This window comes from Rhodococcus sp. 27YEA6, from assembly GCF_044908235.1.
Taxonomy (GTDB): Bacteria; Actinomycetota; Actinomycetes; order Mycobacteriales; family Mycobacteriaceae; genus Rhodococcus_F; species Rhodococcus_F qingshengii.
On the sequence record NZ_JBIYCY010000003.1, the window covers coordinates 49601 to 64971 of the forward strand.

Consider the following 15371-nt stretch of genomic DNA (forward strand, 5'->3'; position numbering starts at 1 on the left):
TAAATGTCGATCTTACTCTACGGTAAGATTGCGCGTCGAATCCTGACTTCGACTCAGCAGGTCACGGCACCTTTGGCAGCGGCAACTGTGACCACGGCCTGATCGACCCGCGTCTGCGGAAGCTCACCCGACGCGACGGCCTGCTCGAGATGGTCGAGAACCCGCGGAACGTCGTCGGTGGTCAGCCACAATGCCTGATCGACTCCAGCCACCAGCGCAGCCTGAACCGCGTCGGCAATATCGTATCGGTCGGTGATCGCCTGCATGCCGCTGAGGTCGTCGGTGAACACCGGGCCGGTGAACGGCGCTGCGCCGTAACCCACTCCGTCGCGAAGCAACGCGACGGCGGCGGGGCTGATGCTGGCAGGGGTACCGGGCTCGGTCAGACCGGGAACCTCGAGGTGACCCATCATGACGCCGACTCCGGTTCCCGACAGCTCGCGGAAGGGAATCAGGTCCGACGCGATCAGATCCTGTAGCGGCGGCGTGGTCACCTCACCGCGGTGCGAGTCACCCGACGCGCTGCCGTGCCCCGGAAAGTGCTTGATCACCGGGAAGATTCCGGCGTCGCGCATCCCCTGCGCGTACGCACCGGCGTAGGCAACCACGGTCTGGGGGTCGTCGGAGTACGAGCGGTCCCCGATCACGGAGTCGTCGGGTTGGCTGCTGACGTCGACGTCGGGTGCGTAGTTGACGGTGATCCCGAGATCCTTCAAACCGCGTCCACGCTCGAGTGCCATCTGGTACGTCTGTTCCACTGTCATGGTCTGCGCCGTTTCCCTGGCCGACGGATCGGGCCCGAGGATGTCCGCGACGCGCGAAACCCGTCCACCTTCTTCGTCGATCGTCACCATCAACGGCAACTTCGACGCCGAAGCAACCTGCGGCACTTCGCGATTGGTGAGCATCGACTGATCGGTCCAACTTCCGACGAATATGCCGCCGATCTCCTCGTTCTGCACTATCGACAACGCGTCGTCGGTCCCGGTGACGCCGACGTTGAGCAGCTGGGCAAGTTTCTGACGCAAGGACAGCGAGGCTAGAAGGTCACTACCGCACGACGCGGCGACGGGTGCGGAGCTCGATGCCGCAGGCGTCGACGTGATCTCGGTGCTGGTGCTGGTCGGGGCGCTCGAAACCGGATCGGCGGTCCCGTTTTCGCCCGAGCATCCCGCAACCAACCCTCCGCACAATGCAATGGTCGTTGCAGCCTTCAGAAACTTGATCCGCATACCTCGACCGTAACGGACCCGGTACCCATACACTCCCTCACGGGCACATCGGGACGGTAGCCTGGAAGAGAACCGATTCCCCCGCTGACGAGGAGGTCGTGATGCCACAAGGTCTGATGCTCATCGCGTACGACGGTTCCGACAACGCCAAGCGTGCAGTCGACTATGCGGGGCGTTTCCTCTCCGCCAATCGTGCTGTTCTCGTCACTGCCTGGGAGCCCATGGTTCGCCAGGCCGCTCGCATGTCCGGCCTGTCCGGGGTGATGCAACCGGAGTGGGTTCCCGACGACGACGTCGAGGACATCGCGTACACCGACGCCAAAGTCACCCTCGCCGAGGGCGTCGCACTGGCCGAGGCCGCAGGCCTGACCGTCGAAGGTAGAAGCGCCGAGTGCCGATCCGCGATCTGGTCTGCAATCGTCGAAACCGCAGACGAATTGGACGTCGACATCATCGTGACCGGCACCCGCGGCACCACGGGTTTGCGGTCGCTACTGCAGAGCAGCGTCGCGGATCATGTTCTGCGTCACAGTCATCGGCCGGTGTTGATCGTCCCTCCGGGGAAGTGACCTTCGCGCATTCCTGATCCGTGGCCGACTAGTGTCGAAAGCACCATGGACGGTTTTGTTCTCTCGCGCCCCGATCACAGCGTGGTCACCCGCGGCGTACAACGCAGCTTCGACAGCTCCGACGCGGCCACCCACGCTCTGTCGGCAGGTACGACAAAGCTGATCGTCGGAGCGCTCCCCTTCGACCCGGCTGCCGCAACGGCGTTGTACGAACCCGCCGAGGCGACGATCGCGTCGCGGCCGTGGCAACCGCGCGATCCCCAGGCCCTGCCCACGACCCGGGTTGACCGGGAGATCCCGTCGTCGTCGGAGCATCTTCGTCGAGTGGAAAAGTTGATCGGACGCCTCCGCAGTGGAGAGATCGACAAGGTTGTCGCGGCTCGCACTGTGGAACTTCGCACGCAGACCCCGATCTCCCCAACCGCGCTCGCCGCACGCATGGCGGCGCTCAATCCCGTCGCCAACACCTTTGCCGTCGACCTCTCTGCTGCGGGAGCCGAATTCGCGGGCCACAGCCTGGTCGGCGCGACGCCCGAAGTATTGGTCAGTCGACGCGGGCGCGTCGTGACGTGTCGCCCGTTGGCCGGGACCACCAAGCGATCCGCCGACGCCGATCAAGACCGCGAGGCAGGCGAAAGCCTTCTGCATTCGACGAAGAATCTGGCCGAGCACGCCTTCGTGACGTCGTGGATCCGCGAGGTCCTGCAACCGATGTGCAGTGATCTGTCGGTGCCGGCAACTCCCGAACTGACCAATACTCACGAGGTCTGGCACTTGGCCAGCCCGATCCGCGGCACGCTGCGAAACGACACTACTGCGCTCGACCTCGCCATCGCGCTGCATCCGACGCCCGCGCTGTGCGGAACACCCACTGACGCGGCACTGAAGGTCATCCGCGAGACCGAGGAACCTCGGCGTTTCTACGGCGGCGCCGTGGGATGGTGCGACGAGGCCGGTGACGGCGATTGGGTGGTTGCCATCCGCTGCGCCGAGATCGGTGCAGACGGCTTCACTGCCTGGGCCAGCGCGGGTGGCGGAATCGTCGCCGAATCGGATCCGCAGGACGAACTCGACGAGACGTCCACGAAACTGCGCACTCTGTTGACCGCGCTTGGTGCCGAAACCCTCGACTGACCAGCACGTCACGAGGGTAATCGTCCGGATTCTCGAGTGCGGGTGATACCTTGACCCGAGCAGTTCGTACGGGCCGGTAAGTCCGTCCGACCGCGAACGACCGACTAACGACCAATTGGGAGATCCGCGATGACGAAGTTCCTTGTCCCCGGTGTGGCCAGCGCTGTCATCGGTGCCGTTCTGGGTGCCGGCGTCATCTTCGGTGTCACGGCCGCCGCGTCGGACAACACTCGTCCCGAGATCGACCGCAGCGGAAACGCAGATTCTTCCGTGCTGAACCAGGTTGAGTACGGCAGCCGCTGAGAGCGCAGGCCTCGCGAGTTCCCGTTCTTCCGCCGACGCAGCGGTGTCTTCGGTAGACACCGCCCCGTCGGCAGAGCCCCTGTCGAAGCGGTGGCTGTTCGGCGCCTCCGTCGTAGCGTTTCTTCTCACTTTTCTGCAATCGCCGGGTCTGATCACCGCTGACACCAAGTACGACCTGACGCAGAATCCGTTCGGTTTTCTCGAACGCGCCTCGCATCAGTGGAGTAGTCAGGCCCCGCTCGGCCAGGTTCAAAACCAGGCCTACGGATATTTCTTTCCGCACGGGCCGTTCTTCGCGCTCGGCGAGTTGGCGAACGTTCCGCCGTGGGTCACCCAGCGCATCTGGTGGGCGCTGCTTCTGATCGCAGGTTTCTGGGGCATCATCCGAGTTGCCGAGGCTCTCGGCATCGGCAGCCGTAGTTCGCGCGTGATCGCAGCGGTTGCCTTTGTTCTTTCTCCCCGCGTGCTGACCACGCTCGGTTCGATTTCCTCGGAAACCCTTCCGATGATGTTGGCGCCGTGGGTGTTGTTGCCGGTGGTTTTGGCCTTCGGCCCTGTGCGTGGAAAAGGAGTCCCTGGACTCCCTGACCACTCACGGGGGTTGAGGCGGTTGGCCGCACAATCCGCACTTGCCGTCGCACTCATGGGTTCGATCAACGCCGTCGCCACCGCCGCGGCCTGCCTGGTCGCGATCATCTGGTGGCTCTCGCACAAACCCAACCGAACATGGCTGACGTTCACCGCGTGGTGGGCGCTGTTCGTCGCTCTCGGCACCCTCTGGTGGATCGTGCCGCTACTTCTGCTCGGCAAGATCAGCCCACCGTTTCTCGACTACATCGAGTCCGCCGGTGTCACCACTCAGTGGGCATCGCTCGCCGAGATACTTCGCGGCACGGACAGTTGGACCCCGTTCGTCTCCCCCGAACGCATTGCCGGCGCCGTCCTGGTCACCCAACCCGCAGCAGTCGTCGCCACCGGCCTGGTTGCCGCCGCCGGCCTCGCCGGGCTCTGCATGCGGTCCATGCCTGCTCGCGGCCGGCTGACGCTCATCCTGTTCGTCGGTATCACCGGCCTGGCCGCGGGTTACGTGGGTGAACTCAGCTCGCCGGTGTCGGAGTCGGTGCGCCTGTTCCTCGACTCGGCAGGCGCGCCGCTGCGCAACGTCCACAAGCTCGAGCCGTTGGTCCGTCTGCCGCTGGTGCTCGGACTCGCACACCTGCTGGCCAAAGTGCCACTGCCGGGATCGGTTCCACTCGCCCGATGGCGCCGCGCGTTCGCCCATCCCGAGCGCGAACCGATGGTCGCGCTGACCAGCCTGATCCTCGTTGCCCTCACCCTCTCGACCGCCTTGGCCTGGACGGGAAAGCTCGCTCCCCGCGGTGCGTATCCGGACGTCCCCTCGTACTGGAACGAGGCGGCGCAGTGGCTCGAGGACAACACCTCCCCCGGGTCGGAAGCCGAACGTGCCCTCGTCGTCCCGGGAGCGCCCTTCGGCAGCCAAGTCTGGGGTCTGACGCGCGACGAACCGCTTCAGGCGTTGGCGAGTACGCCGTGGGCGGTGCGTGACTCGGTCCCGCTGACCCCTCCCGGCGCCATCCGAGCGCTCGATTCGGTGCAACGTCTCATCGCCGACGGACGTCCGTCGGACGGCCTCGCACAGACCTTGCTGGGGCAGGGCATCCACTACCTGGTGATGCGCAACGACCTCGACGGCGAAACGTCGCGCTCGGCCAGGCCGATACTCGTGCACCAGGCGGTCGAAGGCTCGCCGGGGATCAAGCGAGTCGCCCACTTCGGTGAAGACGACAGCCCCGAACCGATCGAAGGGCTGGTCGCGGACAGCGATCTGCGTCCCGGTTACCCAGCCATCGAGATCTTCGAGGTCACCCCGCCCGACGGCACCCCGGCGGTCAGCGGCCCGTACTCCGTCGACCTGAACCAGGTTCCGCGTGTACAAGGTGGGCCGGAATCGTCTGTGCGACTTCATGAAAGCGGGCTGGTTCCGGGGACCGGGCCGATGATTCTTGCCGCCGACGCCGAAGCTGCGGGACTGCCCGTCGATTCGGTCACCGTCACCGACACACCGCGCGATCGAGAAACCGATTTCGGTCAGGTCGACAACCACAGTTCCGCCCTGCGCACCCCCGACGACGCTCGTCGTACCTACAATCTGGTGCCCGACTACCCGGTTGCGAACACGCCTCTCGTGGAAGGCCGTTGGAGCGGAGCTTCGATCACCGTCTCCAGCGCCGCCTCGGATGCCACCCAGCTGGGCGGCACTTCACCGTCGAGCAGTCCCGCGTCGACGGTCGACGGCGATCCCGCCACCGGCTGGTTCAGCAACGGCATCGAGCGCGCACTGGGCCAGTGGTTGCAGATCGACTTCGACACACCGATTTCCAGTGGGTTGCTTCATCTGACCACCAGTGCCGCGGCAATCGGAGCTCCCGTCAAATGGCTCGAGGTCTCGACACCGAACGGCAGCACAGCGGTGAAGGTGGAGCGTCCCGGTGAGCCCATCACCGTCTCGATCCCGGGCGGCACCACTCCGTGGGTACGCATCACAGCGACTCACACCGAAAACGGATCGCCTGGAACACAGTTCGGCATCAGCGAACTCTCCGTCGAAGACTTCTCCGATCGCAGCGCACCGAAGACCGTACCGATCCGTTTCGACACGGTCCTGCCGAATACGCCGACGGGCGCATCCGTGAACGCCTGGAATCTGAGCCAGGAGTTCCCCGGTCGCAACGCGTGCGCGGACTCGACCGACCGCGTGCGGTGCAGCAATGCATTCATGGCGATACCGGAAGAGCCGAGCCGCTTCCAGCGCACGCTCACGGTGCCCGAAAACACAATCGTTACACCGACACTGACTGTCCGAGCGCGTCAGGGCAACGCCCTCGAAGATCTGCTTGCCGTCCCAGGCCGAATCACGGCTTCGGGTTCGAGCGACATCGGCGACACACGCGGATCTGCCTTCGCTGCCACCGACGGCGACGCACGCACCACGTGGTCGGCGCCGCAGAGCACCACCGAACCCGGCGGCCCGAAACCGACGCTGACTCTCAATCTTCCCGAGCCCACCCTGGTCACCGGCCTGGACATCACGCGGGGACTCGGCACCCTGCCGTCGCTGCCAACCAGCGTCGCGGTGAATCTCGGCAACGGACCGCAGGTGCGAGAGCTGCCCGAACCCTCGGACGACACGCCTCGAACCAGTCGAATTACCCTCTCCCCCTTCGTCACCGACAAGATCGTCCTGAGCATCACCGATTGGGAACCGGTCCTCGATCAGACGGCGCTCGGCTTCGCCCAGGCGCAGCCCACCGGCCTCGCCGAGGTCGGCGTCATCGGTGCCGACGGAACCCCGATCGCCGGTTCGAGAGTGCAGGGCTCGGACTCATTCGACAACCGCACCGTCACCGTCACCTGTGGCGATGGCCCGACCATTTCGGTTGCCGGACAGCAATTCCCCACCTCGATCACGGCGACGGCGACGCAACTCCGGACCGGCGCACCCGTCGAGGCACGTGTGTGCGGTCTGGACGCTTCGGCGACGTTGCCGGCGGGCCAGCCCGAAGTGGTCGTCGAACCAGGCCCGGCATTCTCGGTCGACAACCTCGATCTGACGGCGGTCGGTCCTTCAGCCGCGCAACGGAATACACCGCTCGAATCGACCGCGTGGACGGCGAATCACCGCGAACTCACCGTCACGAACTCGTCCACCGATCAGCTGATCGTCAATCCCGAGAGCACCAGCATCGGTTGGATCGCCACGGCGCCGGACGGTTCCGAGCTGACGCCGGTGGTCGTGAACGGTTGGCAGCAGGGCTGGATCGTGCCGGCAGGCACCGCGGGAACCGTCACCATCGACTTCCCCAGCGATCGTTGGTACCGCCTCGGCATATTCGGCGGGCTCGTGTTGCTGATCCCGCTGCTGTTCGCGGCACTTGTCCCCACGCGCCGAGAGCCCAAGCCCCTCACACCACCCCGACCGTGGCGCAGCGTCGCGGCAGGATGGGTCGGCGTGCTCGCGGCGGCCACCGTCATCGGCGGCGGAGTGGGAGCGGCGATCGCAGTTGTGTGCTCGATCCTCGGACTTGCCGCGCTGCGAATCTTCGGCCCCGCTCGGACCGCACGCATTCTCGTCGGCACCGCCGGCGTAGCCGCGATGATCGGCATCACGCTGCTCTCGACCGGACCGTGGCGAGCACCGGGCGGCTATGTGGGCGACTCGTTCGCGATTCAGTTCTCGATGTTGGTGGCCTTGGTCGTGACCGGGTTGGCCGCGTTGCCCTTTGCCGGTTCACCGATATGGCGGCGCTTCTCCCAGCGCGTGACCGCGACGCGCGCCGGTTCCTCCACCAAGGCGTAACTGGCCGAGGCCACAGCGACGCTCAGGACGACCGTCAGCGCCAGGACGTAGAAGAAGCTGCCCGAGAACGGAACTATGCCGAACACGGGGAACACAGCGTTCAGTACGGCCAGGTGCCAGATGAACAGGCCGTAGGACCAGCGTCCGATTGCCAGCGCCAGCGGGCTCGCCAGGAATCGATGCTGCGATTGATCGCGCAACACCAATGGCGCGATCAACGAAAAACTGATGATCGCGCCGAGTGCAATCTTGATCGCGTACTGCCACGGCTCCGGCCGCACCAGACCTTCGGGCCCGGCCAGATCGGTGCACGAGAGAACGAAGGCCACAAACGCAACAAAAGTCAGGAGCACCCGCCGGTGCGCGAGGCGATGCACCCACGTCGACGGGCCCACGGCCAACTCGGCCAGCACCATGCCTGCGCCGAACCACGGCAGGTAGCCCGGCAGCCAGTTGTCGTGGTGAATGGCGTCCGGAGTCGGGATCGGAATGAAAGCCCACGTCAGCGCCAACACCGACACCCCGAGCAGAAGCGGTAGCCGGAACCGGGCCGAGTTTCCGCGTAGTCGCACCATCAGATACGCGAACAGCGGCAGCAGAACATAGAACGCAACCTCGACCGACAGGCTCCACATCTGCGTGAGGCCCTCGGTGAGTGTCAACGGCACGAACACCTGCGCCAACCCGAGATTCGCCAACCACACTTGGTAGCCCCCGCCGGCACCGGGCAGGAACAGCAGGATCAGCACCACCGCCACCCAGTACGCCGGCAGGATTCGCGTTGCACGCGAGATCCCATATCGGACCGTCGGCTGCGGTTGCCCGATTCCGCGGGCCTTTGCCGCGTGGGGGCGCCACAGGAGAAATCCGGACAAGGCAAAGAACACCGCTACGGCGAGATCGAGTCGACCGAACGCGCGCCCGATCGCGCCGGACTGCGCTTCACCGGTTTGGAACGCGACATGGGTGACGAGGACACCGAGCGCCGCCAATCCACGCATACCGTCCAAAGCCGGAACGAAGCCCCGAGCCTGTGGCGGGACCGTCTGAGGGGAATTCGTGGAACTGATCATCACGGATAAGTGTGCACCCCAGGCCGATTGAGGGAAACCACCAGGGACTCACAACAAAATGCCTGGCCAATTCATGCCCTCATGCGACAAACCGGGCCGGTGGACTGTTAGTGTTCTGCCACACATGGTGTCCATCGGGGGCCCCATGCGATCTGCGCAGCTCATATTGTGCCGGTTGGGGAACCTCGAAAGACTTAACGGGTTAGGAGTCACAGCATGGCGGAACGCTCAGGGCCGAGCCGGATACTTCCTTGCATTCTGGTGGGCCTCGGTGCCTTCCTTTTGGCCATCGCCATCCTCATTCCTACCTACACGGTAGGCAAGCTGGAGAAGACGCCACTCGACCTCGAGGTGACCACTGTCGCCACAGGCACCGGTAGCGTCCTCAACTCGGCGGCCCTCCTCGGCGGAAAGGCACAGGTCGACACCAACGTGCCGATCGTCGCTCAGCGCTACGTCACCACGCAGGACCCGTCCGACGCCGACATCATCACCGTCGAAGCCGGCCAGACCGTCCGTCGTACCGACAAGCAGGGCGACACCGGACTGCTGACCGCAACCCTGGACCGCGTCACGCTCGATCGCGTCAGCTCGATGCCGACCAACGATCCGGTCGGAACCGTCCAGACGTCCAGCGACCAGCCCGCCGAAGAAGTTTCCCGCGACGGTCTGCAGTACAAGTTCCCGTTCAACACGGAACAGAAGAGCTACCCCTACTTCGACCTGAACGCTCGCGCCACGAAGGACATCGACTTCGTCGAAGAGACCGAGATCAACGGTCTGAAGGTGTACCACTTCCAGCAGACGATCGATCCCGTCGACCTGTCGAAGGTCGTCAACTCCCCCACCAACAAGCTGAGCCTGCCCGCCGACACCTGGGGCGTTCCCGGTGGCGCTACCCCGATCACGATGACGCGTTGGTACACCAACGTCCGTGACCTGTGGGTCGAGCCCAAGACCGGTGTCGTCGTCAAGGGCCAGGAGCAGTTGCACCAGTACTACGGACGCAACAAGGATGCCGTCGACGTCGAGGTTCTCAAGGTCACGCTGCCCTTCGACGAAGCAACCATCGAGTACCAGGTCCAGCAGGCACGTGACGGCATGGACAAGCTCTCGCTGTTCGGCCGCACAGTCCCGATCGTGGCAGGTGTGCTCGGCGTCATCGCGCTGATCGCCGGTATCTTCCTCGGCATTCGCGGCGGCAAGGGCGGAACTCCGGCCCGCGCTGCACACGGCGGAACGAACCAGAATCCCAGCGGCCAGGGCTCGCCCGAGCCGGCTCCGGGTGAGCACGACTGGACCTCGGACGACACTCAGGTGATTCCGCGTCCGGATCTGCGCAAGGACTGATTCAGACAGTAAGCAGAGCGCCCCTTCCACACGGAAGGGGCGCTCTGCTGCGTTTCGGGGCTTTGTTGCCGGATCGGCGTACGGATTGGCGCAACGGGTCGTTCCCACCGCGTGGTTGCGGGCTTAGCGTTTTCTGGAAGTCCAGACCACCCCGAACACGAGGAGCCACATGCCCGCATCAACAGTTCTGGGTTCGCACATCTGTGTCAGCGATCTGACGCGACGGAGGTTTGTTGTCGGCACGGCTGCATTCTCCGGGCTGTTCGCCGCCGGTTGCGCGAGGTCCGCCGGTACCGAGGGCGGTTCGGCCGGGATGCGCACGGTCACGACCTCGCTCGGAACCTACGACATTCCGGTCACCCCGAAGCGCGTCGTCGCCATCGACTCCAGACTCGACCTCGAACCAGCCGTCGCGATGGGCCTGCCGGTCATCGCGTACAGCTTCGACGCCGCCGAGCCGTGGGTTCCGGCCGATCCCACGGCACAGGTGTTCGAGGCACCGGTCAACGTCGAGGCAATTCTCGCGCTGGAACCGGACCTGATCATCTGCACCGACATCGGTGAGGCCTCCGACATGTGGCCGCTACAGCAGTTGAGCCAGACAGCGCCTGTGCTTCCGATGGACTTCACGCGTCCGTGGCGCGAGAACATCGATCAGCTGGCGAGTTGGCTGAATCGCACCGAGAACCCCGACGTCCGTCAGGTCATCGGAGCGTACGAGGACAAGGCAGCCGGATTGAAGGAACGTCACGCCCCGAGCTTGGCGAGCAAGCAGATCGTGCTGCTGAATTACGTGAATCAGAAGGTCAACGGCGTCAACCGCAAGGGCATCTCCACGCAGGTGGCCGAAGACCTCGGCGTCCAGCTCCAGTGGCCGGTCGAGGGACAGAAGGAGATCTCTACCGAAAACCTGGTGACTTCCCTCGACTCGGCTGACGGAATGATCGTCACCACCGCGCCCGGCGTGGATCCCGTCAGCGACGACCGCGCGATGTGGAACCGTATCCGCGCAGTACAAGGAGACAACGTCGTCTACACGGGTGGGAACATCAACTACGGATCCGTCTACACCGCGATGCGTACGCTCGACTACTTCGACGATTTGTTCACGCGTCTGGAGAACTGACGCCGGTGTGAGGTGCCGGCCGGGCGCGGTCGGCACTTCGCACTGCGGCGACGGACACCGCCAAGGCCGTCGTCGACGCAACCACCACGGCGACGCCAATCAACTCTCCCGGCGTCTTCGCCCACACCAGCATGACCGTCGCCTCCACAACCAGTCCTGCCCACGCCAGAAGGGCCACTCGCGTGCGTTCTGACGCGATTGCGGACAGCAAGGCACCCTGGAGTACCGCTAGCGCTGCACCGTGCAGGGCGAAGGCCCACAGCATCGGAGCCACGGCGGCGTACGCGTCGCCCACGAGCATCGGCACCAGCGGGCCGGCAACCGCCGCCCCCAGAACCAACACGGCGCCGATACCGACGAGCACCGCCAACGCCGAGCGAACCGCCTGCGCCGAGTGCGCCGGATTCGCCATCTTCGGGTACAGCACGACGCCCACTGCCTGTGGCAGCCAGAACGCCACCTTCGTCGCGACGGCGCCGAGTGCGTAGACACCGGCGTCGTACTCACTGAGGACGACGCGGACGATCAGCAGGTCCAGCGAAGACAACGCGATCAACGCAAGCTGGACTTGTGACGCCGCGAGCACGGAGACGACGCCGATACGCACCGGACGGTCCTCGCTCACCGAGACGGTTCGGTCGACCACTCGAACTATCGCCACCAGCAACGCAGTTCCGGCCGCGCCCGCGACCAATGCCGCGCCTGCCCCGCCACCGAAAGCCAGAACGATCACTGCCGGAAGGACTTTCATCACCCCGGCTCCGGCCAGCACGGCGCTGAGAGTGCCGAACCGACCGTGTCCCTGCAACAACCCCTGCTCCGTGGCCAGCAGAACCAACATGGGCGCAGTCACCAATGCCGAGAACGACGCCACGATTCCGGTGTCGAGCAGCCACGCCATCGCCGGAGTGAGCGCCACCGCGAGGACGGCGACGATCGCGGTGCATCGATACCCCAACGACCGCAACGCATCTGTGCTCTTGCCACGCACCGCCTCGCGGGCGACCACCGTCTGCAACGCCAAAGCCGGAACCGCAAGTACCAACTGGGCGGCAAGCAGACTCGCGAACTCGCCGTAGCCGACCGGACCCAACCATCGGCTGGCCAACCATGCCAACAGGTACGACGCGACATTGGCCGTCATCGATCCCACCAAAACCATGCCGACCCCGGCCGCGGCGGCGCGATCGAGTGGTTGGCGAGGCATGGCAGTAATGATGCACCACGTATCGTGCGCGTCATGACAGTGCAAGCCGGATACCGCCGTTACCTGCCTGCGGCGTACAGCCTGGCGCTGGCACTGTTGATCCTCGGACCGCTGCTCGGCCCCGGCTACCTCCTGCTGCGCGACGCCGTCAGCACGCCGCGCTCGTACCTGACCGACTCCGCCCTCGGACTCACCGACGCCGCGGCCCGCGCCGTTCCCCAGGACGCACTGATCGCAGCGTTGAGCACCGTGATCGACGGCGGACTGGTGGTCAAGTTCATCCTGCTCGTGGCGCTCTGGCTCGCCGGTTGGGGTGCGGCGCGCATGGTCGCCGTCCTGCTGCCGACGGCCGGTGTCGGTCCACAACTGGTCGCGTCGACGGTGATGCTCTGGAATCCCTACGTGGCCGAGCGCCTGTTACAAGGACATTGGAGCCTGCTGACCGGTTATGCCGCACTGCCGTGGATCGTGTGTGCCGGAATCGGAGTTCGCCGAGCCACGCCCGGGTCCTGGTGGGCGTTGGCCGCGTCACTGGCATTCGCGGGCCTGACACCTACCGGCGCTCTGCTCGCTCTGACAGCCGCGCTGGTGGTGGTAGCCACCCCCGGAGGCCGAACCTCGGCCATGCGGCGTGTCTGCGGCGCTATCGGGCTGTTCCTCGTCGCCGCCTCGCCGTGGTTGGTCGCCACCTTCGTATCCGGAGCAGCAGGCGACGGTTCCGATCCAGCGGGAGTCGCCGCCTTTGCCGCCCGAGCAGAACCGGGACTCGCGACGCTCGGCAGCCTCGCCGGGCTCGGCGGTATCTGGAACTCGGCAGCGGTACCGTCCACGCGCACAACACTCTTCGCGTTGGTCGGAACAGTTCTTCTGCTTGTCGTGGTGTTTGCCGGTGTGCCCGCTCTATGGCGCCGACGCCGGAACCCCGTTGTCAGTGGACTCGGCGCGCTGGCCCTGTTCGCGGTGCTCGCTCCGACCCTGGGCGCTACTCCGTGGGGGCTCGACGTCGGCCGATGGTCGGTCGAGGTGTTCACCGGCGCCGGTCTACTGCGTGACGCGCAGAAGTGGGTCGCGCTGGCCGTCCCGTTCTACGCACTTGCTGCGGCCGCCGCGGTGATGTGGGCAGGAAATCGGTTCTCCCTCCCCCGCCCGGCATTCTCGGTTGCCGCCGTCGTGGTGACGATCGTGGTACTGCCGGATCTGGTGTGGGGTGTCGGCGGCGCGTTGAAGCCCGTGCACTACCCCGGTTCCTGGACCGTGGTGGCCGATCAACTGCGAGACGAAACCGGTGACGTTGCAGTGCTTCCCGCCGGAATGTTCCGCGCGTTCCCCTACAGCGGTGATGCGCCGGTACTCGACCCTGCACCACGCTTCCTGCCCCTCGACGTTCTGCAGACCGGCCAACTGGTGGTTGCCGGTGGTGCTGTCGGCGGCGAGGGGACTCGGGCAACTCGGGTCGAGGACCTACTGCTGGCCGGCGGAAGTCCTACGCAGTTGGCCGATCTCGGAGTCGAATGGGTACTGATCGAGCGTGAGACACCAGGCCAACTCGGCAAGGCGGCAGCGACACTCGACGGATTGGAACAGGTCTTTGCCGACAACGATCTCGCGCTCTACCGGGTACCCGGAGATGTTGCCACGCAGGAAGCCTCGACCGGTGCCCGAACTGCCGTCATCGCTGCGCATCTCGCGTGGATACTGATGGGTGCGATCGCGCTGATCTCAGTCGGACTGAACCAGAACCGAATTCGACTCGCGAGGCGCGGCCAGTCCTGAGACCCACCGACCGTCCTTGTGCGCGGTCAGCACCTCGAGCACTCCGGTGCCGGTCTGCTCCCAGGAGAACTCGCCCGACCACACCCGAGCTTTCTCACCGAGCACCATGCGAAGTTCGTGGTCGCGGAGCAGAGTGCCGGCAGCCTGCGTCAGATCGGCGATGTCGCCGTCGCCGGCGTTCTCTCCCCCGACCAGAAGGCCCGTCACTCCGTCGACGATCGAGTCGGTCAGACCCTTCGAACTGCGGTAACCGATCGTCGGAACACCGTGCTGCGCAGCCTCGATGACCGCCAGGCCCCACCCTTCCTTCCGCGAAGGCATGAGGTGGATCCACGACTGCGCCAGCAGTTCGTGTTTGCGAGCCTCGTCGACGTGGCCGTAGAACGAGACGGCGTCACCGATCCCCAACTCGGCGGCGCGATCGCGCAGGTTCTGCTCCCACCAACCACCACCGATGACGTCGAGATGGATGTCCGGAAGCGTAGGCCGCAGGGCTGCGACCGCTTCGAGTGCGTCCTCGATCTGCTTGTGCGGCACCAGCCGTGAGAGAACCGAGATGGTGGGACGCTCGGCCCTGGTGATCGATCCGCCCGCGTCGACACCGACCGGGAGCCGATCGGCGCCGTTGCGCACCACGGCAATTCGTTCGCGCTCGACACCGAGGTCCACCAATTCTTCCGCTGAGGGAAGCGACACCGTCAGATACTGACTACGTCGATGGGTGCGCGGTGACAATCGCGATTCGACCCACCAGCCGATCCGGCCGACGAGCTTGCCTGCCACCGGCCACTGTTCGCGATGGCAGTGATGGACCAGAAGCGTGACCGGTGCACCCGCCACGGCCTTCGAGAAGAAGGGGATGCCGTTCTGGGTGTCGATCACCGCGTCGGGGCGGATGCCCTTGAGCGATCCGAAACCCAGACGTCCGGCGGCAATGGCGGCCAGAGCGCGGGGGTACACGCTGAAACGTCCACCGGCTCGGCTGATCGTGATGCCGTCTCGAACCTCCGACGCGGGCGCCCCGGGATACGACGCCGTCCGCAGCGTCACCTTGATACCGCGCTCGGCCAACTGGGATCCGACCTGCTCGAGGTAACGCTCGCTTCCACCGCCCTGGGGATGCCCGGTATCGCGCCAGCAGAGCAACAGAACCTCGCGCACGTGCGTTACTCCCTGAGTTGGTCGGTGGCCACCCCGGTTCGGGCGATCCTGCGGGATGCCCCGCC

At 65.5% G+C, this 15371-nt stretch carries 10 protein-coding genes and 1 pseudogene; 7 read left to right on the forward strand and 4 right to left on the reverse strand.

Annotated elements, in window-relative coordinates; all coding sequences use genetic code 11:
* Nucleotides 1–53: 53 nt before the first annotated feature.
* Nucleotides 54–1232, reverse strand: a complete 1179-nt coding sequence (locus ABH939_RS10605; RefSeq protein WP_058039141.1) for a glycoside hydrolase family 3 N-terminal domain-containing protein — start codon at nucleotides 1230–1232, stop codon at nucleotides 54–56.
* Nucleotides 1233–1333: 101 nt separating this feature from the next.
* Here ABH939_RS10605 and ABH939_RS10610 point away from each other — a divergent pair, with 101 nt between their 5' ends.
* The 4 genes from ABH939_RS10610 to ABH939_RS10625 all read left to right on the forward strand — a co-directional run bounded on the left by ABH939_RS10610 (nucleotide 1334) and on the right by ABH939_RS10625 (nucleotide 7616).
* The gene (locus ABH939_RS10610; protein ID WP_058039142.1) at nucleotides 1334–1801 is read left to right on the forward strand and encodes a universal stress protein; all 468 of its coding nucleotides are present in this window, start codon (nucleotides 1334–1336) and stop codon (nucleotides 1799–1801) included.
* A 45-nt stretch (nucleotides 1802–1846) separates the two neighbouring features.
* Nucleotides 1847–2935, forward strand: a complete 1089-nt coding sequence (locus ABH939_RS10615; RefSeq protein ID WP_064074117.1) for an isochorismate synthase MenF — start codon at nucleotides 1847–1849, stop codon at nucleotides 2933–2935.
* 129 nt (nucleotides 2936–3064) lie between these two features.
* Nucleotides 3065–3238 (forward strand): DUF2613 domain-containing protein, encoded by a 174-nt coding sequence (locus ABH939_RS10620; RefSeq protein WP_003945488.1) that lies wholly within the window; start codon nucleotides 3065–3067, stop codon nucleotides 3236–3238.
* A 43-nt stretch (nucleotides 3239–3281) separates the two neighbouring features.
* Nucleotides 3282–7616 carry an alpha-(1->3)-arabinofuranosyltransferase family protein gene (locus tag ABH939_RS10625; RefSeq protein ID WP_404649603.1) on the forward strand — a complete coding sequence of 1445 codons (4335 nt, stop codon included), beginning with the start codon at nucleotides 3282–3284 and terminating at the stop codon, nucleotides 7614–7616.
* Nucleotides 7617–7639: 23 nt separating this feature from the next.
* Here the strand turns inward: ABH939_RS10625 and ABH939_RS10630 are convergent.
* Nucleotides 7640–8689, reverse strand: a pseudogene (locus tag ABH939_RS10630) (acyltransferase family protein); the annotation flags it as partial.
* A gap of 216 nt (nucleotides 8690–8905) precedes the next feature.
* Between ABH939_RS10630 and ABH939_RS10635 the strand changes: the two are divergent.
* Both ABH939_RS10635 and ABH939_RS10640 read left to right on the forward strand, forming a co-directional pair.
* Complete coding sequence (locus tag ABH939_RS10635; RefSeq protein ID WP_065351996.1) at nucleotides 8906–10039, forward strand: DUF3068 domain-containing protein; 1134 nt, start codon at nucleotides 8906–8908, stop codon at nucleotides 10037–10039.
* Between the two features lie 169 nt (nucleotides 10040–10208).
* Nucleotides 10209–11165: an ABC transporter substrate-binding protein gene (locus ABH939_RS10640; protein WP_283543200.1), complete on the forward strand. Its 957-nt coding sequence runs from the start codon at nucleotides 10209–10211 to the stop codon at nucleotides 11163–11165.
* Here ABH939_RS10640 and ABH939_RS10645 read toward each other — a convergent pair.
* Nucleotides 11146–12372, reverse strand: a complete 1227-nt coding sequence (locus ABH939_RS10645) for a polysaccharide biosynthesis protein (protein ID WP_192711999.1) — start codon at nucleotides 12370–12372, stop codon at nucleotides 11146–11148. The genes ABH939_RS10640 and ABH939_RS10645 overlap by 20 nt on opposite strands.
* Before the next feature lie 33 nt (nucleotides 12373–12405).
* Between ABH939_RS10645 and ABH939_RS10650 the strand changes: the two genes are divergently transcribed.
* The gene (locus tag ABH939_RS10650; RefSeq protein WP_283543198.1) at nucleotides 12406–14145 is read left to right on the forward strand and encodes a hypothetical protein; all 1740 of its coding nucleotides are present in this window, start codon (nucleotides 12406–12408) and stop codon (nucleotides 14143–14145) included.
* Here ABH939_RS10650 and ABH939_RS10655 read toward each other — a convergent pair.
* Nucleotides 14092–15306: a glycosyltransferase family 4 protein gene (locus tag ABH939_RS10655; protein ID WP_063314955.1), complete on the reverse strand. Its 1215-nt coding sequence runs from the start codon at nucleotides 15304–15306 to the stop codon at nucleotides 14092–14094. The two genes, ABH939_RS10650 and ABH939_RS10655, sit on opposite strands and share 54 nt — an antisense overlap.
* Between the last annotated feature and the right edge of the window lie 65 nt (nucleotides 15307–15371).